The sequence below is a fragment of the Streptomyces sp. NPDC079141 genome (assembly GCF_040686775.1).
Classification (GTDB): domain Bacteria; phylum Actinomycetota; class Actinomycetes; order Streptomycetales; family Streptomycetaceae; genus Streptomyces.
The window spans coordinates 190,930-211,213 of the sequence record NZ_JBFBLP010000001.1 but is presented as its reverse complement, the minus strand read 5'-3'; the positions used below and the strand labels follow the sequence as shown (position 1 = coordinate 211,213).

Annotated in this window: 18 protein-coding genes and 3 pseudogenes; 15 read left to right on the top strand and 6 right to left on the bottom strand. The window is 70.5% G+C overall.

Annotated features, from left to right (window positions below; translation table 11 throughout):
• Positions 1 to 45 precede the first annotated feature (45 nt).
• From AB0Q90_RS01070 to AB0Q90_RS01055, 4 genes and pseudogenes are all read left to right on the top strand, one after another.
• Positions 46 to 1,224, top strand: coding sequence for an MFS transporter (locus tag AB0Q90_RS01070; protein ID WP_363163039.1), 1,179 nt, complete (start codon positions 46 to 48; stop codon positions 1,222 to 1,224).
• Positions 1,221 to 2,108: pseudogene (locus tag AB0Q90_RS01065) on the top strand (2-dehydropantoate 2-reductase). The gene AB0Q90_RS01070 and the pseudogene AB0Q90_RS01065 overlap by 4 nt, the downstream one beginning before the upstream one ends.
• A 593-nt stretch (positions 2,109 to 2,701) precedes the next feature.
• Positions 2,702 to 3,019 carry a hypothetical protein gene (locus tag AB0Q90_RS01060; RefSeq protein WP_363162927.1) on the top strand — a complete coding sequence of 106 codons (318 nt, stop codon included), beginning with the start codon at positions 2,702 to 2,704 and terminating at the stop codon, positions 3,017 to 3,019.
• Between the two features lie 122 nt (positions 3,020 to 3,141).
• On the top strand, positions 3,142 to 3,981 hold the full coding sequence (locus AB0Q90_RS01055) for a DUF2182 domain-containing protein (protein ID WP_363162926.1): 840 nt from the start codon (positions 3,142 to 3,144) through the stop codon (positions 3,979 to 3,981).
• Positions 3,982 to 4,015: 34 nt separating this feature from the next.
• Here the strand turns inward: AB0Q90_RS01055 and nrtS are convergent, their stop codons facing one another.
• Positions 4,016 to 4,201 (bottom strand): nitrate/nitrite transporter NrtS, encoded by a 186-nt coding sequence (gene nrtS / locus AB0Q90_RS01050; RefSeq protein ID WP_363162925.1) that lies wholly within the window; start codon positions 4,199 to 4,201, stop codon positions 4,016 to 4,018.
• Positions 4,202 to 4,278: 77 nt separating this feature from the next.
• A complete protein-coding gene (locus AB0Q90_RS01045) occupies positions 4,279 to 4,902 on the bottom strand; it encodes a DUF1326 domain-containing protein (protein ID WP_363162924.1) in 624 nt (207 codons plus the stop codon).
• Positions 4,903 to 5,060: 158 nt separating this feature from the next.
• Between AB0Q90_RS01045 and AB0Q90_RS01040 the strand changes: the two are divergent.
• A pseudogene (locus AB0Q90_RS01040) lies at positions 5,061 to 5,712 on the top strand (IS256 family transposase); the annotation flags it as partial.
• A gap of 250 nt (positions 5,713 to 5,962) precedes the next feature.
• Here the strand turns inward: AB0Q90_RS01040 and AB0Q90_RS01035 are convergent.
• Complete coding sequence (locus AB0Q90_RS01035; protein ID WP_363162923.1) at positions 5,963 to 7,222, bottom strand: MFS transporter; 1,260 nt, start codon at positions 7,220 to 7,222, stop codon at positions 5,963 to 5,965.
• Positions 7,219 to 8,613 (bottom strand): MBL fold metallo-hydrolase, encoded by a 1,395-nt coding sequence (locus AB0Q90_RS01030; protein WP_363162922.1) that lies wholly within the window; start codon positions 8,611 to 8,613, stop codon positions 7,219 to 7,221. The genes AB0Q90_RS01035 and AB0Q90_RS01030 overlap by 4 nt, the downstream gene beginning before the upstream one ends.
• 47 nt (positions 8,614 to 8,660) lie before the next feature.
• Between AB0Q90_RS01030 and AB0Q90_RS01025 the strand changes: the two genes are divergently transcribed.
• The 3 genes from AB0Q90_RS01025 to AB0Q90_RS01015 are packed head-to-tail and all read left to right on the top strand — an operon-like array spanning position 8,661 to position 11,774.
• A complete protein-coding gene (locus AB0Q90_RS01025) occupies positions 8,661 to 9,338 on the top strand; it encodes a metalloregulator ArsR/SmtB family transcription factor (protein WP_363162921.1) in 678 nt (225 codons plus the stop codon).
• Positions 9,335 to 10,483, top strand: coding sequence for a cysteine desulfurase family protein (locus AB0Q90_RS01020; RefSeq protein ID WP_363162920.1), 1,149 nt, complete (start codon positions 9,335 to 9,337; stop codon positions 10,481 to 10,483). The genes AB0Q90_RS01025 and AB0Q90_RS01020 overlap by 4 nt, the downstream gene beginning before the upstream one ends.
• A 40-nt stretch (positions 10,484 to 10,523) precedes the next feature.
• Positions 10,524 to 11,774, top strand: coding sequence for an MFS transporter (locus tag AB0Q90_RS01015; protein ID WP_363162919.1), 1,251 nt, complete (start codon positions 10,524 to 10,526; stop codon positions 11,772 to 11,774).
• Here AB0Q90_RS01015 and AB0Q90_RS01010 read toward each other — a convergent pair whose 3' ends face one another.
• Positions 11,775 to 12,218, bottom strand: a complete 444-nt coding sequence (locus AB0Q90_RS01010; protein ID WP_363162918.1) for a MarR family transcriptional regulator — start codon at positions 12,216 to 12,218, stop codon at positions 11,775 to 11,777. It abuts the gene before it with no gap.
• 80 nt (positions 12,219 to 12,298) lie between these two features.
• Here AB0Q90_RS01010 and AB0Q90_RS01005 point away from each other — a divergent pair, with 80 nt between their 5' ends.
• From AB0Q90_RS01005 to AB0Q90_RS00990, 4 genes are all read left to right on the top strand, one after another.
• Positions 12,299 to 12,961, top strand: coding sequence for a class I SAM-dependent methyltransferase (locus tag AB0Q90_RS01005; protein ID WP_363162917.1), 663 nt, complete (start codon positions 12,299 to 12,301; stop codon positions 12,959 to 12,961).
• Positions 12,958 to 13,371: a spore germination protein GerW family protein gene (locus tag AB0Q90_RS01000; protein ID WP_363162916.1), complete on the top strand. Its 414-nt coding sequence runs from the start codon at positions 12,958 to 12,960 to the stop codon at positions 13,369 to 13,371. Before AB0Q90_RS01005 ends, AB0Q90_RS01000 begins: the two co-directional genes overlap by 4 nt.
• A gap of 96 nt (positions 13,372 to 13,467) precedes the next feature.
• Positions 13,468 to 15,108 carry a phosphoglucomutase (alpha-D-glucose-1,6-bisphosphate-dependent) gene (gene pgm, locus AB0Q90_RS00995; protein WP_363162915.1) on the top strand — a complete coding sequence of 547 codons (1,641 nt, stop codon included), beginning with the start codon at positions 13,468 to 13,470 and terminating at the stop codon, positions 15,106 to 15,108.
• A gap of 99 nt (positions 15,109 to 15,207) precedes the next feature.
• Positions 15,208 to 15,648 carry a hypothetical protein gene (locus AB0Q90_RS00990; RefSeq protein ID WP_365732561.1) on the top strand — a complete coding sequence of 147 codons (441 nt, stop codon included), beginning with the start codon at positions 15,208 to 15,210 and terminating at the stop codon, positions 15,646 to 15,648.
• 67 nt (positions 15,649 to 15,715) lie between these two features.
• On the opposite strand, the gene AB0Q90_RS00985 is transcribed toward AB0Q90_RS00990, so the two are convergent.
• Entirely contained in the window at positions 15,716 to 16,030 is a 315-nt protein-coding gene (locus AB0Q90_RS00985) for a hypothetical protein (protein WP_363162913.1), read from the bottom strand.
• Between the two features lie 106 nt (positions 16,031 to 16,136).
• Here AB0Q90_RS00985 and AB0Q90_RS00980 point away from each other — a divergent pair, with 106 nt between their 5' ends.
• The 3 genes and pseudogenes from AB0Q90_RS00980 to AB0Q90_RS00970 all read left to right on the top strand — a co-directional run.
• A complete protein-coding gene (locus AB0Q90_RS00980) occupies positions 16,137 to 17,183 on the top strand; it encodes a helix-turn-helix transcriptional regulator (protein WP_363162912.1) in 1,047 nt (348 codons plus the stop codon).
• A gap of 108 nt (positions 17,184 to 17,291) precedes the next feature.
• On the top strand, positions 17,292 to 17,720 hold the full coding sequence (locus AB0Q90_RS00975) for a hypothetical protein (RefSeq protein WP_363162911.1): 429 nt from the start codon (positions 17,292 to 17,294) through the stop codon (positions 17,718 to 17,720).
• A gap of 10 nt (positions 17,721 to 17,730) precedes the next feature.
• A pseudogene (locus AB0Q90_RS00970) lies at positions 17,731 to 20,271 on the top strand (protein kinase); the annotation flags it as partial.
• Between the last annotated feature and the right edge of the window lie 13 nt (positions 20,272 to 20,284).

Here is a 20,284-nt window from a genome sequence, read left to right as displayed (position 1 = left end):
CTTACTGGCGATCCGCCCGGCCCCTAGCTTCGTCGTGTGACCAGGATGATCAACTCTCAAGCCGAGGAAGCCGGTTCACGGCCGGCGCTGGTGACGCGGCCCCTGCTGCTGCGCTTCGTCTCGATTGTCGGTGCCTCGACGAGCTTCTACCTCCTGCTCTCCGTCGTTCCCCTCTACGCCGAGGCGTACGGAGGCGGTCACGCCGCGGGACTGGCCTCGGGCGCGCTGATGCTCGCGACGGTCGGAGGCGGGCTGGCCGCTCCCCGGTTCGTGGCCCGCTTCGGGTACCGCCCGCCGTTGGTGGTGGGGTTGGTCCTGCTCGGTGCGCCCGCGCTGGTACTGACCGTGTCCGGGAGCACGGTGTGGATCACGGCGGTCTGTGTCGTGCGCGGTCTGGGCTTCGGGGTCACGGTCGTCGCGGGTGGTGCTCTGACGGCGTCGTTGATCCCGCCCGAGCGCCGTGGTGAAGGGCTGGCGCTGGTCGGCATCGTGTCCGGGGTTCCGTCGCTGGCCGCCCTGCCGCTGGGGGTGTGGTGGGCAGCGCACGCCGGGTACGGACCGGTGTGCTTCGCCGGCGCGGTGGCCGCGCTGGCCGCCATCGTCTCGGTGCTGGGAGTGCCGGACCGTGAGTCGGCCTCCGAGCAGTCGATCGGGGTGCTGGCCGGGTTCCGGACGGCCGCTCTGCTGCGGCCCGTCGTCGTCTTCTCGGCCACCGCGCTCGCCGCCGGAATCATCGTCACCTTCCTGCCCCTCGCCGTCCCGTCGGCTTCCACCGGAGTTGTCGCCGTGGCCCTGTTCGTCCAGTCCGCGGCAGCGACCGTGGCCCGCTGGGTCGCGGGCCGGCACGGTGACCGGCACGGACCGGCCTCACTCGTCGTGCCCGGCCTCGTCGTCTCGGCCGCAGGGACACTGCTGACCGCTCTGACCCATAGCCCGGTCGCCGTCGTCGTGGGCGTCGCCCTGTTCGGGGTCGGATTCGGAGCCACCCAGAACGCGACGCTGTCGCTGATGTACGCGCGTGTCCCCGAGTCCGGCTACGGCACCGTCAGCGCTCTGTGGAACGTCGCCTACGACGCGGGCATGGCCGTCGGGGCCGTCGGCTTCGGCATCCTCGCCGCCCGGACCGGCTACCCCTGGGCCTTCACCCTCACCGCCGCGCTGATGCTCACCGCCCTGGTCCCGGCCTGGCGCGACCGCCTGGCCACGAACAGGAGCTTCACATGACCAGCACCTCCATGACGGTGGCCATCCTCGGACCCGGCGGAGTCGGCGACCTGATCGGCACGCTGTTGGCCGGCTAAGGACACCGCGTCATCGGCCTCGCCGGAGAGGAGACCGCCGCTGTGCTGCGCCGTGACGGTTCTGTGCGCCCGGAGTGCGCGGTACGGCGACTTCACCACTCCGGTCGAGGCCCGACACTTTGCTGCGCGAACCGGTCGACGTCACGCTCGTGACCGTCAAACAGACCGCCCTGCCCGCCGCCCTCGACCGTGTGCCGCGCAGCTCCTCGGCGACGGCGTCGTCGTACCGCTGCTCAACGGACTCGACCACGTTGCAGCAATGCGCCGACGATATCCGGCCTGCCAGGTTGTGACCGGAACCATCAGGGTCGAGGCCACCGCACGGCGCCCGGACGCATAGCGCACACCAGCCCTTTCGCCGCCCTCGAACTGGCCGCCCCGCTCGACGCCCTCGCAAACGGCCTACGTAACGCCGGCCTCGACGTGACCCTGCTCACCGACGAGAGCGCGATGTTCTGGGACAGACTCTCCTTCCTCGCCCCGCTCGCCCTGCTGACCACGCGCCACCAGGCCGCTGTGGGCGTCATCCGCGACGGGCGGCGGTCGGAACTGCTCGCCGTCCTCGACGAAATCACCGCCGTGGCTCGCGCAGCGGGCGCACCGGTGACCGCCGAGGACGTGCTCTCCTTCTTCGACCAGGCCCCCGAGACGATGAAGTCATCGATGCAGCGCGACGCGGAGCACGGCCACCCGATCGAACTCGACGCCATCGGCGGCGCCGTCCTGCGGGCCGCGGCCACTCACAGGATCGAGACACCGATGACCGCACGCCTCGTTGCAGAGCTGGCTCCCACAGCGAGCGAGTAGGCGCAGCCGCGGAAGATCCACGCGGCCTCATCGTTTGAGAGATCTAGACAACGACGAAGCCCCAGGTCTCTGAACTGGGGCTTCGTTCAAGAGCGGATGACGGGAATCGAACCCGCGCTAGAAGCTTGGGAAGCATGGGTCTTGTGGCGTCTGTTAGCACACTGACCTGTGGCGTAGTGCCGTTGGATCTTTGGAAGCATCCGTGGCCAGTCTCCGCTGTACCCCGTGGTTCCCCGCACGATCTGGCACGCGAATGGCACGGCCTCTTCGCCTCGGAGCCTGTTCCTCGCAGCGTCTCAGCCTCAGCCGACGACAGTCAGTCACACTCGGCGAGGCTCACCGCGAAGAGACCCAGCGCCGGCCGTCGACGCGTGCGACCTCGATGCATTTGGTTCGGTGACGTCATCACGTTGAACCGGAAGGTTCAAACCGACACCTCCCCGGGCTGGCAGGAAGTCAGCGGCGCATTCCATCAGCAAGGGAATGACACGCCATCAATCAGATGACATACATGGAATCTGGACAGATGGCCTCTATCTTGCGATCAAGCAGGGCAACGCAGGGCTGCCCGCATAGGGAGCAGGAGGAGACCCATGGGTCAAAAGTATCTTCAACGTTTCGTGTATCGCGACGGCGTCACCAAGCCTGCACTCGATGAAGCATGGGGCGACGGCTTCAAAGCGTTCGCCCAGACGGGAAACTGGGGCGGCGTCGACAGCGGCGTGACGCACCGCCAGACGTATGGCACTGGATGGGGCGGATACGTACTGATCGAAGTGGAGGATCCCGAGGCTTTTGGGCGCTACCAAGCGTTCCACAATCAGGCATACGGCCACGTAGCTCACGTCACGTGGGAACCCTTGTGGGACATGGATCGGCAATTCGAGCCCACCATCCGCGACTTGAAATGAATGGGTGCGGTTCCGCCCGCCCCCAACGAAGTTGATCCACTCGCCGATGAGGACTGCCGGGATGCGGTCGCACCGCAGGCGGAGGCGTGGTCTCCTGGAAGTGTCCACAGGAGGACACGTCGATGCGTCACATCCGGACCTCCGTCGTCTTCGCACCCGCCCGGTCACCTGCGCCGACCGGAGTCGGCGGTGGGTTGCTGCCGAAGAAGGATCTTGCGGTCGCCTGGTTCCTCGTCGTCCTGATCGCCGTACCCGCGTGGGTGCTGGCGATCGGCCAGGCCCGGGACATGGGGGTCGAGCCCGGCACGATGGGGATGGCGCTGCCCCTGTTCCTGCTGCTCTGGATGACGATGATGGCGGCAATGATGCTGCCGTCGATGGCACCGGTGGCCATCACATGGGTTCGGGGGATCGGCCGGCAGTCCTCCGGCTGGACCCGGGTCGGGCGTACGGCCGAGTTCGTGGGCGGGTATCTGGCGGTATGGACCGCCTTCGGGGCGCTCGCCTACGCGGCCCTGGCCTTCACCGGTGACCTGGTGGCTGACCACCCGACCGCGGGGCGCTGGATCGGCTTCTCCGCGTTCCTGCTCGCGGGCCTGTATCAGCTGGGACCGCTGAAGTACGTATGCCTGCGACACTGCCGCGACCCCATGAGTCACCTGATGCATTACGCCGGCTACCGGCCACCGGCCCGTGACCTGCGGGTGGGCGTCCACCATGGCGCCTACTGCGTCGGCTGCTGCGCAGGGCTGATGGTCGTCCTGGTCCCGCTCGGCGTGATGAACGTTGCGGCGATGGCCGGACTGGCCGTGGTGATCTTCGTAGAGAAGCTGTGGTCCCGGGGTCCGCTGCTCGCCCTGGTCGTGGGCGTCATGTTCCTGGTCCTGGCCGTGCTCGCGCCGTTCCAGGACTGGTTGTTGCCGGGGTTGCAGGACTCGATGCCGTCCATGGACGGCATGTGACTTACGCCGTCCAGCTCAACGCACCTGATCCGACTCATCTGCTCCGCGTGCGCCATGCCGCCCGGCGGCAGCTGAAGAAGCCCGCACTCGACACGCAGAACGGCACCACGTAGTTGAACAGCACGGGCCACCACACCGCGGCGGTGGCCTCCCCGGCCGCGATGACGGCGCCCTGGTTGACCAGCGAAAGTAGGGTGCCGACCAGGATGGCGATCGGCACACATCTCGACAACGAGGGTGCGGAGAACACCGTCGTCAGCAGTCGCGGCGGCTCACCGGCGTCATGCACAGTCTCGCTCAGGCACGTCCTCGGCTGGCTCCCTCGGGCGCCTCACTGCTGAAGACGTAGTCGGCCGTCTCGCCGTACGACGCCTCGTAGCTCAGCCCGAAAGCATCGGAGTGCCCGGAGGTCGTACCGACCTCGAACTCGGGCGCGAATCCGAACAGAGCGTTCTTGACCTTCGTGGCACTGCCGTCGGGGCCGATGAGTGGTGCGTACGACAGCTCCGTCCTGCCCTCGACCGTGCAGCCGGGCTTCTCCCCGTCCGTGACGGAGACCTTGGCACGCTCCATGCCCAGGTACTCACCGTAGAACTGCGAGAGGTCGCCGAACGGACCGCCTTCGCGGCCGGCCAGGATGCGTTCCAAGGCGTTCGCCTGCTCGACACTCGCCGCGGTGTCCACCACGAGCCCGACCTTCCAGTTGCCGGAGGTCAGGTTGGAGGGGAAGTGGTTGTAGAACGCAAAGTCCACGCCGGACAGGTCCACGTCGTCCAGGTTCCCGTTGGCCACATGGAAGACGGCGGTTCCCAGGCATTCGGTCGCGCCTTTGGCGTCCCGCGGCTGGCCGTCGAACGCGCAACTGCACAGCACGGCGCACGAGCAACCCGCGACATAGTTGCCGGATATCGTCCACGACATGGCTGCTCCCTTCCTGAAGGAGGAGGTGGCGGCTAAGCCACCTTTACTTTCACGCTAGACCTGGCAAATCGGCATGTAAAATGGCGCCTGCTAGTAAACCGGGTATCCCGAAGATGCGCCTTCGCCCGGCGGAGCGGTAGCTTGTGCTGTTCCGCCACGACGCGACCTACTGCAAGGCACGGGTGAACCACCAGATCGTCTCGCAGGCCGTGGTGGTCGCCACCGGCATCACCGAGGACGGCAGCCGCGAGGCCCTGGGCCATGGGGTCCCCCGGTCGAGCGAAGTCGAGACTGGGGGAGGTCGGCGACAACGAGAGCGAGGCGTTCTGGAAAGAATTCCTGCGCTCGCTGCGTGAACGCGGCCTGTCCGGGGTCCGCCTGGTCATCACCGACCAGCACTCCGGCCTGGTCGCCGCGGTCCACAAGGTCATGCTCGGCGCCGCCTGGCAGCGTGTCGTGTCCATTTCCTGCGCAACGTCTTCAGCGTGATCGACAAGGAGTCCGGCGAGATGGTCGCCGCGGCCATCCGCACCATCTTTGCCCAGCCCACCGCCGGCCTCGTGCGCACCCTGCTGGACACCGTCGCCGACATGCTCGGCAGCCAGTTCCCCCAAGGTCAGGTCCATGCTCCTGGAGGCGAAGGAGGACCTGACCGCGTTCGCGGACTTCCCGCCCCGGCACTGGAAGAAGATCCAGTCCACGAACCCGCTGGAGCGAATCAACCGGGAGATCAAGCGCCGGACCGACGTCGTCCAGGTCTTCCCCAACGATGACGCTCTGCTGCGGCTGGTCACCGCCGTGCTCTTCGAGGTCGTCGGCTAACGGCAGCCGAGCACAAGGATCTTTCCAGGGTTGTTCTCTTCTACGCGCTTGCCCTGAGTGTGGTGCTTGCCGGGATCGCTGCACTGCTCTTCGGGATCGCGTGGTCGGACATCGCCGACAAGGCCGGTCCGTCCTTCTGACGGCGGCGGTCACTGTGTTGTCGGCACCGGCACGGCATCGCCCACCGCCCCGCCGCAGTCACCCCGGCCTCGACGCACGCCCCCCGCCCGCCAACGCTTCAGGAGCGCGGCGCCCGCGCCTCCGTGATCCACCAAGCCGCAAGAACCCCGGACCCGGCCGTGAGTACAGCCGCCGCGACAACGGTCGCATTCAGTCCCACCGTATCCGCAAGCACACCCGCCACCAGCGCCCCCACCGCATACCCGATGTCACGCCAGAACCGGTACGTCCCCAGGGCGTTCGCCCGCCACCCGGGGTGGGCGTGGTCGGAGACCGAGGCGATCAGTGCCGGGTACACCATCGCCGTGCCGATGCCTAGCGCGACCGCGGAGGTGACGCCGGCGAGCAGCGGTCGGTCGAGGAGCGCGAGGGCGAGGAAGAAGCCGGTGGCCTGGACGAGCATGCCGGTGACGATGAGGGGCTTGCGGCCGAGGCGGTCGGCGAGGTGGCCGGTGGGGATCTGGCCGATGCCCCAGAGGATGGGGTAGAGGCCCTTGATGAGGCCGACCGCGGCGAGGCCGAGGCCGTGGTGAGTGAAGAGGAGCGGGAAGACGCCCCAAGTCAGGCCGTCGTTGAGGTTGTTGACCAGGCCTGCCTGGCTGGCTCCGCGCAGGGAGCGGTTGCGCCAGGACGTTCTCGCGAAGGTGGCGGCAAGTCCGGTGTCCGAGGCGGTCGTTGATGGAGGGCCTGCGTGCTGGGACAGTTCCAGCGCCACATGGGCTGCCGTGTCGCGGACGACGAGGGAGAGCGCGAGGCCTGCCGCGACGAAGACGACACCGATGAGTTCGGGGGCCGGGCGCAGGCCGTAGGCCGTGGCGAGGTAGCCGGTGAGGAGCGCCGTGGCGCCTACGGCGGTGTAACCCGCCGCCTCGTTCAGCCCCGTTGCCAGTCCCCGGCGCGCCGGACCCACCAGGTCGATCTTCATGTTGACCGTCATCGACCAGGTCAGGCCCTGGTTGAGGCCGAGCAGCACGTTCGCGGCGACGATCCAGCCCCAGGACGGCGCCCACGCGAGGGCGAACGGTACGGGGATGCCGATGAGCCAGCCGGTCACGAGGAGTTGCTTGCGGCGGAAGCGGGCCGTGAGTGCCCCGGCGGCCAGGTTGGTGAGGGCCTTGGTGAGGCCGAAGGCGATGATGAACGAGAAGACGGCCAGGTCGCTGGTCAGGCCGAACACGTCCGTGCCGATGAGTGGCACGGTGGTGCGTTCCAGGCCGACCAGGCCGCCGACGCATATGTTGACGACGACGAGCAGCGTGAACTGCGGCCAGTTCTCCCGCAGTCCGAGCCGGACGCCGGTGTCGAGGGTGCTGCTCACCGGGCCTCGCCCTCGGTGAGACCGAGGCCGTGTGCGGCGGCGTATCCGCGGGGGCTGCCGTTGAGGACGGTCAGGCCCGTGCGGCCCGCGCGTTCCAGGATGCTGGCGGCGGTCATGGCGCGTTCGCCGTGTGCGCAGGCGACGACCGCTCCGTCGGGTGCGTCGGCGGCCCGTTCGGCGAGGGCGCCCAGTTCGAGGTGGAGGGCGCCGGGGACGTGTCCGTCGGCGTACTCGGCCGCCTGGCGGACGTCGATGTACGTGGTTTTCGGTGCCCGGTCCGCGGTGACGAACGGGGTCTTCGTCTGCGGTAGTCCGGCCTCCTGCCAGGCGGCCATGCCTCCGCCGAGGCGCCCGGCCAGACGCTCGTAGCCGATCTTGTACGCCTGCCAGACGATCTCGCTCAGGTCCTGGTTCGCGCCGGTGACGAAGGCGAGGGGGGTCTGGTCGGGCAGGAGCCAGCCCAGCCAGGTGGCGAACTTGTCGCGCAGCGGGATGGAGAGCGATCCGGGAATGTGGCCGGCGGCGTAGTCGGCCGCCGGTCGGACGTCGACGACGTAACCGCCGTCGGCGAGCAGGGCGCGGACCTGTCCGGTGTCGAGTGCGGGCAGCGTCGGCTCCGCCGTGAGGGCGGCGGGGCCGCGCCGGTTGGCCTCGGCGAGGCGGGCGAAGTAGGCGGGGTAGGTGCCGAGGCTTGCGAGCAGGTGGCGTACGAAGGTGTCCTCGTCGGGGGCGGCGAGCAGCGGGTTGGACCGCTTTTCCGCCCCGATGGTGGTGGTGCGCTCGCTGCCGGGCGGGGCCGAGCAGAACGAGCCCGCGCCGTGCGTCGGCCACACCGCCGTCTCGTCCGGCAGTCGGGTCAGGCGCCTGAGGGAGTGGTACTGGGCGCGGGCGAGTTCGTCGGTTCGGTCGGATCCGAGGAGGTCGGTGCGGGCGGCCGAGTTCACGATCAGCGAGCCGCCCGTGAACACCCCGAGCTCGCGCCCGCCGTCGAGAAGCAGGAAGGACAGGTGCTCGTCGGTGTGGCCGGGGGTGGCCAGCGCGCGCAGTGTCAGCCCGCCGAGGTCCACCTCGTCGCCCTCCTTCAGGCCCTGGTGCGCGAACTCGCGCCGGCCGGCGGCGGAGGCCAGCACCGTGGCCCCGTGCTCGTGACCGAGCTGGACGGCGCCGGAGAGGAAGTCGGCGTGCAGATGGGTGTCGGCGGCGTACGCGACTCTCAGCCCCCGCCGCTGGGCGGCCGCGTGCAGAGAGCGCAGGTCGCGGCTCGCGTCGACGGCCAGGGCGCGCCCGTCGCCCAGGTCGACGAGATAGGCGCTGTTGCCCAGCCCTTCGTCGATCAGTGGAATCAGATGGTCGAAGCCCACGGCAACCTCCAGGGCACGGCGAGTGGTCACAGCTCTTGCCTTCATCTACAATATTCCATGGATTTATGGAGGATGTCATGCCGGAGACTTCGACCCCCCGCTCGAAGGCGCAGCTCTACGACGCTTTCGCCGCCAGCGGCAAGGCGCTGGCCAGCGGAAAGCGCCTGGAGCTGCTGGATCTGCTGGCGCAGGGCGAGCGGACCGTCGACGCCCTCGCGAAGGCGGCGGGGCTGAACCTGACCACCGCCTCGGCACATCTGCAGACGCTCAAGCAGGCCGGGTTCGTCGCGACCCGCCGGGAGGGGGTGCGTATCCACTACCGGCTCGCCGGTGACGACGTGGCCCAGCTGTTCGCCCTGCTGCGCAAGGTCGCCGAGCACCACCAGGCCGCCGTGCCCGCCGCCCGCGACGCCTACCTCGGTGACGACGACGCCGTCGAGGTCACCCGCGAGGAGCTGCACGACCGGGTCGCGGCCGGGGGAGTGGTCGTACTGGACGTGCGCCCGGTGGAGGAGTACCTGGCCGGACACATTCCCGGCGCCGTCTCCATCCCGGTCGACGAACTGACCGAGCGCATCGACGAACTCCCCGAGGAATCCGAGGTCGTCGTCTACTGCCGCGGCGAATACTGCGTCCTCGCCTACGACGCCGTACGCCTCCTGACCGGCCGGGGCCGACGCGCGGTCCGCCTCAACGACGGCATGCTCGAATGGCGCCTGGCCGACATGCCCGTCGACGCCGGGGAGCGAGCGTGACCGCCCCCGTGCCTCCGGGGCTGGCCGACGGGCCGGTCTACCTCGACCACAACGCCACCACCCCCGTCGACCCGCGCGTCGTGGAAGCGCTGCTGCCGTGCCTCACCACCTTCTTCGGCAACCCCTCCAGCAGTCATCCCTACGCCGACGTCCCCCGCGCGGCGCTCGCCACGGCCCGTACCCAGGTGGCCGACCTGATCGGGGCCCGCCCGGCGGAAGTGGTGTTCACGGCCTCGGGCTCCGAGGCGAACCTGCTCGCCCTGCGCGGCGCGGTGCTCGCCTCCGGGCACCCGCGCCCGCATCTGATCACCCAGGCCACCGAGCATCCGGCCGTGCTGGAGACCTGCCGCGCCCTGGAGCGCCTGCACGGCGCGCAGTTGACGGTGCTGCCGGTCGACGCCGAGGGCCTGGTCGACCCCGCCGCACTGGCGGAGGCCCGCACCGACGACACCGTGCTCGTGTCGGTCATGGCCGCCAACAACGAGACCGGCGCCCTACAGCCGATCGCCGAACTCGCGGCCCTGGCACGGGAATGCGGCGCACTCTTCCACTGCGACGCCGCCCAGGCCGCCGGGAAGATCCCCCTCGACGTCACCGAGTGGGGCGTGGACCTGCTCACCGTCGTCGGGCACAAGATGTACGCCCCCAAGGGCATCGCCGCTCTGTTCGTGCGCGAGGGCGTGGAGTTGGAGCCGGTCGTCCACGGCGGCGGCCAGGAACGCGGCCTGCGCGCCGGCACCGAGAACGTCGCCCTGGCCGTCGCCCTCGGCGCCGCCGCCCACCTGGCCGCTGAGGAACTCGCCGACGGCAGCCCCGAGCGGATCGCGAACCTGCGCGACGCCCTCCACCGCCGCCTGGCCCACGCCCTGCCCGACCGCGTCCGTCTCAACGGCCCCGCCGGCCACCGCCCCGCCTGCCGAACACGCTCAACATCAGCATCGACGGCACCATCGGCCACCAACTCCTCGCCGCCGCCCCCTCGGTCGCCGCCTCCACCGGATCGGCCTGCCACAGCGGCACCCACACCCCGTCACCCGTACTGTCCGCCATGGGCCTGGACGCCGACCGCGCCCTGGCGGCCGTACGGCTGTCCCTGGGGCGCTGGACCACCGAGGCCGACATCGAAAGGGCAGCAACGGCACTGACCGGATCCGTGAACTCCACCACCACCGAAGGGCACATCACGTGACACGCGCCGTACCGGACGCCGGCACCGGCATATCACCGCACCCCGAGGCGCAGCGCCGCACCCTGGCGGTGCTGGTCACCGGCCAGGTCCTCAGCGGCGCCGGCCTCGCGGCCGGTATCACCGTCGGAGCGCTGCTCGCGCAGGACATGCTCGGCTCCACCGACCTCGCGGGCCTGCCCAGCGCCCTGTTCACCGCCGGTTCCGCCCTCGCCGCCGTCGCCGTCGGCCGGATCTCCCAGGCCCGCGGGCGCCGCCCCGGCCTGGCCGCCGGTTACCTCACCGGCGCCGTCGGCAGCGCCGGTGTCATCGCGGCCGCGGTCGCCGACAGCCCCGTCCTGCTGTTCCTCGCCCTGTTCGTCTACGGCGCCGGAACCGCCACCAACCTCCAGGCCCGGTACGCCGGAGCCGACCTCGCCGCGCCCGCCCACCGCGCCCGTGCCGTGTCCACCGTCCTGGTCGCCACCACCCTCGGCGGCGTCGTCGGGCCCAACCTCGCCGCGCCCACCGGCAGCGTCGCCGAGGCGCTCGGGATTCCGGCCCTGGCCGGGCCGTTCCTGCTCGCCGGAGCCGCCTACGCGCTGGCCGCCCTCGTCCTGGCCATCTGGCTGCGCCCCGACCCCCTGCTGCTCGCCCGCAGTCTCGACCGCGCGAGCAGAGCGACGGGCGACGTCGCCGATCCGGCCTCGGCGCAGAAGCGAGGCCCGGGGCTGATGACGGGTGCCCTGACCATGATCCTCACCCAGCTCGTCATGGTCGCGATCATGACGATGACGCCCGTCCACATGCACGACCACGGTCACGGCGTGGCCGCCTCCGGCCTCGTCATCGCCATCCACGTCGGTGCGATGTACCTGCCCTCGCCCCTGACCGGCTGGCTCGTCGACCGCTACGGCCGCCTCCCCGTCGCCGCCGCCTCCGGCATCACCCTGCTTGCCGCCGGAATCCTCGCCGCCGCCGCGCCCGGCGACTCCGTCGGCCTGCTGGCCCTCGCGCTCGCCCTCCTGGGCCTCGGCTGGAACCTCGGCCTCGTCTCCGGCACCGCGATGATCACCGACGCCGTGCCGCTGGCGACCCGCGCCAAGACCCAGGGCCTGGTCGACGTCTCCATCGCCATCGCCGGTGCCACCGGGGGCCTGGCCTCCGGACTGGTCGTGTCCGCGGCCGGTTACCCGGTCCTGGCCCTCACCGGCGGCATCCTTTCCCTGGCCGTACTGCCCGCCATCGCGGCCAGCGCCAGCAGCCGGTGACTACTCCTCGGCGCCCCTGAGCCGCTCTGTCACCTGCGCCAGGGTGGCGGTGAAGGCGTCTAGCCGGTCGGCGGGCAGGTCCGCGAACAGTGCGGCGGCCAACTCGTCCCGCCCGCCGCGCAGTTCGACGGTGACCCCGCGTCCTTCGTCCGTGAGGGAGACCAACGTGGCGCGCCGGTCGGTGGGGTGGGCCCCACGCACCACCAAGCCGGCCTCCTGGAGTGCGTCCAGGAGGCCGGTGACATTGCGCGGGGTGACTCCCAGCCGGGCGGCCAGTGTCCGCTGCGTCATCGGGCCGTCGTGCAGCAGGGCCCACAACACGCCCGCGCGGGCCGTGGTCAGACCGCGCTCGGCCAGCCCGCGCTGCATCATCGCGCCCAGTACCTCGGCCAGTTCGAAGAGCCGGTCCACTGCGTGCCTGGTCGGAACGTATTGCTCCGGCATATTGTGAAGTGACTTCACTATGTAGTACCTCCACGTACTAGGGTAGCTCTCAGGACGCTGCCGCAGAGGAGACGGTCGCCATGGCGCAGCCGACCCAGCCGCACCCGCTCTTCGCCCGCTACTACACGAAAGTCGCCGGCCCGGCCCTGGAGAAGGCGGGCATCGCCGACCACCGCAGACGCCTGCTGACCGGGCTGACCGGTGACGTCGTCGAGATCGGCGCGGGCAACGGCCTGAACTTCCCGCACTACCCACCCGAGGTGAAGCGCCTCGTCGCCGTCGAACCCGAGCCCAACCTGCGGGACCTGGCCCGGCGGCAGGCTCGCACCGCCCCCGTACCCGTGGAGGTGGACGAGGGCCGGGCCGAGCACCTTGCCCACCCCGACGCCTCCTTCGACGCGGCCGTGGTGTGCATGACCCTGTGCTCCGTGGCCGACCCGCAGGCGGCGCTCGCCGAACTCCACCGGGTGCTGCGGCCGGGCGGGCAACTGCGGTTCTTCGAACACGTCCGGGCGGACTCGCCCCGGATGCGGCGGGTACAGCGCGTGCTCGACGCCACCGTCTGGCCCCGGCTCATGGGTGGCTGCCACACCGGTCGGGACACCCAGGCCCTGATCGCCGCGGCCGGCTTCGCCATCACCGCCGTGGACCGATTCGACTTCCCCCCGACCCGTATCCCCCTGCCCGCCGCCACCCACATCCTCGGCACCGCCGTGCACACCGACCCGGGAGGCACCCCATGACCAGTCCCGACACCACGACCCGGTCCGCCCTGCCGGCCGAAGCGACCGCCGCCCAGGCCTCCACCACCCTGCTGGAGCGCCTCGCCGACAAGCTCGGCGCACGGGCCTCGGTGACAGCCGTCTTCGGCGAACCCGTGACCAGCGGCGGCGTCACCGTCATCCCCGTCGCCGACATCGGCTTCGGATTCGGCGGCGGCGCGGGCCGCGAGATCGGCGCGGCCAAGTCCGGCGAGGGCGGGGGAGGCGGCGGCGGAGCCGGGGCACGGGCCCGCGGCTTCATCGAGATCAAGGACGGCACGGCCACGTACAAGCCGCTGCGGGATCCCTGGGCGGACGTCGTTCTGCCGCTCGCCGCACTCCTGGCAGGAGCCGTCCTGCTGCCCCGGCTCCTTCGGCGCCGCGCCTGCTGAACGATCCGCTTCCCGGACACAGTTCGCAGGCCGCTGCCGAAGACGGGAAGAATGGCAGCCACCACAGACGGTCAACCCATGCGGAGGAGCGGGCAGATGCAGCACGAGCGAGCGGGCAAGGCCGCCGGACCCGAGGACCTCATCGACGTGGCCCGCCTGGTCACGGCGTACTACGCACTCCACCCGGACCCGTCCGAACCCGGGCAGCGGGTGGCGTTCGGCACCTCCGGACACCGCGGCTCCTCCCTCGCCACCGCGTTCAACGAGGACCACATCGCCGCCACCAGCCAGGCCATCTGCGAGTACCGCGCCGCACAGGGCACCGACGGCCCCCTCTTCCTCGGCGCCGACACCCACGCCCTGTCCGAGCCCGCCCGGGTCACGGCGCTGGAGGTGTTCGCGGCCAACGACGTCACCGTGCTCATCGACAACACCGACGGCTACACCCCCACCCCGGCGGTCTCGCACGCCATCCTCACCCACAACCGCTCCCGCACCTCCGGCCTCGCCGACGGCGTCGTGGTCACCCCCTCGCACAACCCGCCCGCCGACGGCGGCTTCAAGTACAACCCGCCGAGCGGCGGCCCGGCCGGTTCCGAGGCGACCTCCTGGATCCAGGACCGGGCCAACGAGATCATCGCCGGCGGCCTGAAGGACGTACGGCGCATCCCGTACACCCGCGCGCTGACCGCACCCGGCACCGGCCGCTACGACTTCCTCGGCAGCTACGTCGCCGACCTGCCGAACGTCGTCGACCTGGACGCGATCCGGGCGGCCGGCGTACGCATCGGCGCCGACCCGCTCGGCGGCGCCTCGGTCGCCTACTGGGGCCGTATCGCCGAGCAGCACGGCATCGACCTGACGGTGGTCAACCCGCTCGCCGACCCCACCTGGCGGTTCATGACGCTCGACTGGGACGGCAAGATCCGGATGGACTGCTCGTCGCCGTACGCGATGGCCTCGCTCATCGAGCAGCGCGACCGCTTCCGCATCGCCACCGGCAACGACGCCGACGCCGACCGCCACGGCATCGTCACCCCGGACGCCGGCCTCATGAACCCCAACCACTACCTCGCCGTCGCCATCAACTACCTCTTCTCCCACCGGGAGCAGTGGCCCGCGCGGGCCGGCATCGGCAAGACCCTCGTGTCGTCGGGGATGATCGACCGGGTCGCCGCGGACCTCGGCCGCCCCCTCGTCGAAGTCCCCGTCGGATTCAAGTGGTTCGTCGACGGACTGGTCGGCGGCACGCTCGGCTTCGGCGGCGAGGAGTCGGCGGGCGCGTCCTTCCTGCGCCGGGACGGCTCGGTGTGGACCACCGACAAGGACGGCATCATCCTCGCCCTGCTCGCCTCCGAGATCACCGCCGTCACCGACAGGACGCCGTCGGAGCACTACGCGGCCCTCACCGCCCGCTTCGGCGACCCCGCCTACGCCCGCATCGACGCCCCGGCCTCCCGCGAGGAGAAGGCTCTGCTGGCCAAGTTGTCCCCCGAGCAGGTCACCGCCGACACCCTCGCCGGGGAACCGGTCACCACGGTCCTGACCGAGGCCCCCGGCAACGGCGCCGCCATCGGCGGCATCAAGGTCGCCACCGCCAACGCCTGGTTCGCGGCCCGCCCTTCGGGCACGGAGGACGTCTACAAGGTCTACGCCGAATCCTTCAACGGCCCGGACCATCTGCGCCAGGTACAGGAGGAGGCCAAGGAGGTCGTCCTGGCGGCGCTGGGCGGGTAGGCGCCGCACGGATGTGTGCTGATGCGGTCGGTGCGGGCCTCGAAGCCGCCCGCGCCGATCGGATCGCCGGACGGCCGCCCGTGATAGGGAGTGGCAAGTATGAGCTCTGTTGTGGTGGGTGTCGTCGGCACCCTGATGGGTGTCGTGATCGGCAGTGTCCTCCAGCAGATGCAGGCGTCGCGCAGTCGCGGATGGCAACGGCAGGACGCACTGAGCGACGCGAAACGGCGGGTCTACGCCGAGTTCCTGAGAGCGATCAGCGCGAGTTTCGGCCAGGCGGTGTCCGGTCAGCGAACCCGTTCGGAGGACGCCAATCTCCATGCGGCGGTGGCCGAAATCGAGGTTCTCGCCGGTCAGGAGGTGTCCGCACCGGCCCGGGACCTGGCGAAGGCCGTCATCGACGTACACACGAGGATCGCTGCCGGTACGGACGGGACGGACGCGCTGGTCGCCGCTGTCGACCGCCGCCGCCACGAAGTGATCGACCTGTTCAGGTCCGATCTCGGGCTTGCGGCCTCGTCGGACCGCCGCACACCATGACGTCCCTCCTCTGCTGAACCCGGGCTTCCTCCTGGACGCCTTCGGTGAACGCTGACGGGTGCCACGGCTACACCCGCTCTGCCTGTTCGGTGACGTCCGCCTCCTCCACCGTCTCCAGGATCCTCGTCCGGGGCGCCCCCGCCAGGGCCGGTGCATGGGCCGGCGTGGACCACACCGTGTTCCGGAGGAAGGCGAGGAACGCCTCGGCCTGCCCCACGGTGGCGAAGTCGAGCTCTACGTTGACGTACGCGGCGTCGTCCACCGGCCGCCGCACCCGGTGGCGCAGGACTCCCGCCTTCCGCCGCGCCGGCGCGAACCGGTCGAAGGCGGTCTTCCAGGTGTCGTAGTCGGTGATCGGGTGCTCGATGTGCAGCGTGATCATGATCTCTCCTCGTCTCCGCAGGTGGCCGTCCGCCCTCATCGTGGGCGTGGGCCGGGCGTCGGGGACATCCCAGGAATCTGGGGAGTTTCGTGCGTACGCTGGATCAATGACCGGCCTTGCCGCGTACGCGCGGTCGCACGAGCGCGTGGTCCGGCTGTGCGGCGGGCCCCGCACCGACTCCCGGGAACTGCGGCTGCGGCTGCTGGCGGAGCTGCGCGCGACGGTGGGGTTCGACGCGTACGCCTTCGTCCTCACCGATCCCGAGACGGCGGTGGGCAGCGCGCCGATCGCGGACGTGCCCTGCCTGCCCGAACTGCCCCGGGTGATCCGCCTCAAATACCTCACCGCGGCCAACCGGTGGACGCAGCTGACGGACGTGGCCCTGCTCAGCGGCCCCGGCGGGCCCGAGCGGAGCGTGCTGTGGTGCGAGATGCTGCGGGACCTCGGGGTACGGGACGTCGCCTCGACCGTGTTCCGGGACCGCTACGGCTGCTGGGGCTTTCTCGATCTGTGGCGCCTCGGGCGGAACTTCACCGCCGCGGAGGCCGCCTATCTGGCCGACCTCACCAGGCCGGTGACCACCGCTCTGCGCCGCAGCCAGGCGGAGACCTTCGTCGTCCGGCCCACCGACACACCCCGGCCCGGCCCGCTGGTGCTCCTGCTCTCGCCCGACCTGCACGTCCACGGGCAGACCCCGCAAACGCACGCCTTTCTGAGCCGTCTGCTGCCGCCCGAGCACGGCCGGGCCCCGGTCCCCGCGGCCGCGTACAACGTCGCAGCCCAGCTCCTCGCCGTCGAGACGGGCGTCGACACTCATCCGCCGCACAGCCGGGTCCATCTCGCGGACGGGCTGTGGCTGACCCTGCGCGCCGACCGGATGGGCGAGGCGGAACCGCCGGACCGGCGCGACATCGCCGTCACGATCGAGGAGGCGTCGCCGCAGGAGAGGCTCGCCGTGTTCACCAGGGCGTTCGGACTCAGCTCCCGGGAGGGCGAATTGGTGCGGCTGCTGGCGAAAGGCGCCGACAGCCGTACCGTGGCGCGGGAGATGATCGTGTCGGAGCACACCGTGCAGGACCACCTCAAATCGGTGTTCGCCAAGACGGGGACCCACAACCGCCGCATGCTGCTCGGCCGCGTGCTCGGGGCCTGAGGAGCCCCCGACGACCTTGCGCGATGACTCCCCGTCCACCGCCCGTCCGCAATAGGCTGAACTCAGCACCAGCACCAGCTGTGAACGGGGGCAACGTTGGGCAATCGGATGAGCATCGTGCTGGAAGGCGCACCGGACAGCGACGAGGAAGAACTGGACACCCTCACCTCCCAGTTGCGCCGACAACTCCTCGAACTGGACGTAGATCGCGTCGAGTTGACTCGCTCGGACGCCGCGCCGCCCCAAGGCGCCAAGCCCGGCGAGGCCATTGCCCTCGGCGCACTCGCGGTGACCATGGCACCGTTCATGCTGAGAGGCGTCCTGCGCCTGCTGGAGACCTGGATCGCCAACCGGCCCGTCCGTACGGTCACCGTCGAGCTCGGCGGCGACCGGCTCGAACTCCAGGCGGTCGCCACCGCGGACCAGCGCCGGCTGATCGACGCCTTCCTCGCCGCCCACGAGCCGACGTCACAGCCCCCGGCACCACTTCCGGACTCCGCACCTTCGCCGGGTTCAGGTGCCGACGCGGGAGCCTGAGGCAGCAGCAGTGTCCGGAGGCCGCTTCGCCCTGCTGGTCGCCACAGGCCGCTACGACGTCCCCGGCATGCAGCAACTGCGCTCACCCGGGCGGGACGCGGAAGGACTCGCCGAGGTCCTCAAGGACCGGCACATCGGCAACTTCGACGTCCGCACCGTCATCGACGCGCAGCACCACGAGGTCAACCGCGCCATCGAGGCCTTCTTCCTCGACCGCGGCCGGGACGACCTCCTGCTGCTGCACCTGTCGTGCCACGGCATCAAGAACGACAGCGGCGAACTCTACTTCGCGGCCCGCGACACCGACCGCAAACTGCTCGCCTCCACCGCCGTCTCGGCCGCGTTCCTGCACACCCAGATGCGCCGCTGCCGCGCCCGCTCGATCGTGCTGCTGCTCGACTGCTGCTACAGCGGCGCCTTTCTCCCCGGACGGAAGGGCGACACCGATGTGCACGTCAACGAGGAACTCGCCGGACACGGCCGCGCGGTCATCACGGCGACCAACCGCGCCGAGTACGCCTGGGAGGGCGACCACCTCAGCGAACTGCAACCCGAACCCTCCCGCTTCACGGGCACGGTGATCGCAGGCCTGCGCTCCGGCGAGGCGGACGGCAACCGCGACGGCCAGGTGAGCGTGCTCGACCTGTACGACTACGTCTACGAGCAACTGCGCGCCGCCGGCGTCAGACAACGCCCGCAGTTGTGGACCGAGTTGGAGTACCGGGTCGTCATCGCCCGCGCCGCCCGGACAAGACCCGAAGCCGGAAGCGAAGTCAGGCCCGAAGCCAGACCCGAAGAGAGACAAGAGCCGCCGCCGACCCCGATTCCCCCCACCCCGAGTGAGACCGGCAGGGTTCGACGTCCGGCAGTCGAACCCGCGCAGCCGCCTCGCCTCGGCGGCCGTTACGAGCTGGGACAGGGCGTCGGGCGTGGTGGCATGACGGAGGTCCACCTCGCGCACGACATCCGCCTCGGTCGCAGGGTGGCGGTGAAGACGCTGCGCACGGACCTGGCGGGCGACGCGTCCTTCCAGGCCCGGTTCCGCAGAGAGGCCCAGGAGGTTGCCTCGCTCAACCATCCGGCGATCGTGGCGGTCTACGACACGGGCGCGGACACCATCGGCGGGGTCTCGAACCCGTACGTCGTGATGGAGTACGTCGAAGGCTCCACCCTCCGCAACAAGCTGGACTCCGGCCGCAAGCTGCTGCCGGAGCGCTGGCTGAGGCTGACGATCGGCATCCTCCAGGCCCTGGAGTACGCCCACGGCAACGGCATCGTCCACCGCGACATCAAGCCCGCGAACGTCATGCTCTCCCACACCGGCCAAGTGAAGGTGATGAACTTCGGCATCATGCCCGCGCTGGGCGCAGCGGGCATGCCGACGCAGACGTCGGCGACGCTGTACCTGTCGCCGGAACTGGCGAAGGGCGAGCAGGCCAGCCCCCGTTCCGACCTCTACTCCACGGGCTGTCTGCTGTACGAACTGCTGGCGTCGAGGCCGCCGTTCGTGGGCGACTCCCCGGTGGCGGTGGCGTATCAACATGTCCGGGAGGAGGCGCAGCCGCCGTCGGCCTTCGCCTCGGGGATCACGCCCGCCATGGACGCCGTCGTCCTGAAGGCACTGGCCAAGGACCCGAGCCACCGCTACCAGTCGGCCGCCGAGATGCGCGCGGCCATCGAGGCCTGTCTCCGGGTCGAGCCGGCCGCGTCGCCCCCATCACGGTCGCCCGCCCCGCCGGCGTCACGTCTCGTCGGCGGCCGTTACGAGCTGGGAAAGGTCCTCGGCCGTGGCCGCACGACGGAGGTCCACCTCGCCCAGGACATCCGCCTCGGTCGCAGCGTGGCGGTGAAGACGCTGCGCGCGGACCGGGTGGGCGACGCGTCCGCCCTGGCCCGGTTCCGCCGGGCGGCCCAGGCGGCTGTGTCGCTCAACCATCCCGCGATCGTGGCGGTCTACGACACGGGCGAGGCCCCCATGGGCAGGGTCTCGGTCCCGTACGCAGTGATGGAGTACGTCAACGGCTCCACACTTCGCGAGCTGCTGCGCAGCGGCCGCAAGCTGCTGCCGGAGCGCGCCCTGGAAGTGACTGACGGCATCCTCCAGGGTCTGGAGCACGCGCACCGCAGCGGCATCGTGCACCGCGACATCAGGCCCGAGAACGTCATGCTCTCTCGCGTCGGTCAGGTGAAGGTGGCGGACTTCGGCGTCGCCCCGTCGCCGGCCGATGGCGATATGACGATGACACAGACCGCAGCCGTCATCGGTACGGCCGAGTATTTGTCGCCGGAACAGGCGAAGGGTGAGCAGGTGGACGCCCGTTCCGACCTCTACTCCACGGGCTGTCTGCTGTACGAACTGCTGGCGTTGAGACCGCCGTTCGTGGGCGACTCCCCGGTGGCCGTCGCCTACCAGCACGTAAGGGAGGAGGCGCAGCCCCCGTCCGCCTTCGCCCCCGGGATCCCGTCCGCAATGGACGCCGTCGTCCTCAAGGCCCTGGCCAAGGACCCGAACGACCGCTACCAGTCGGTCGCCGAGATGCGCGCCGCCATCAGAGCCTGCCGCA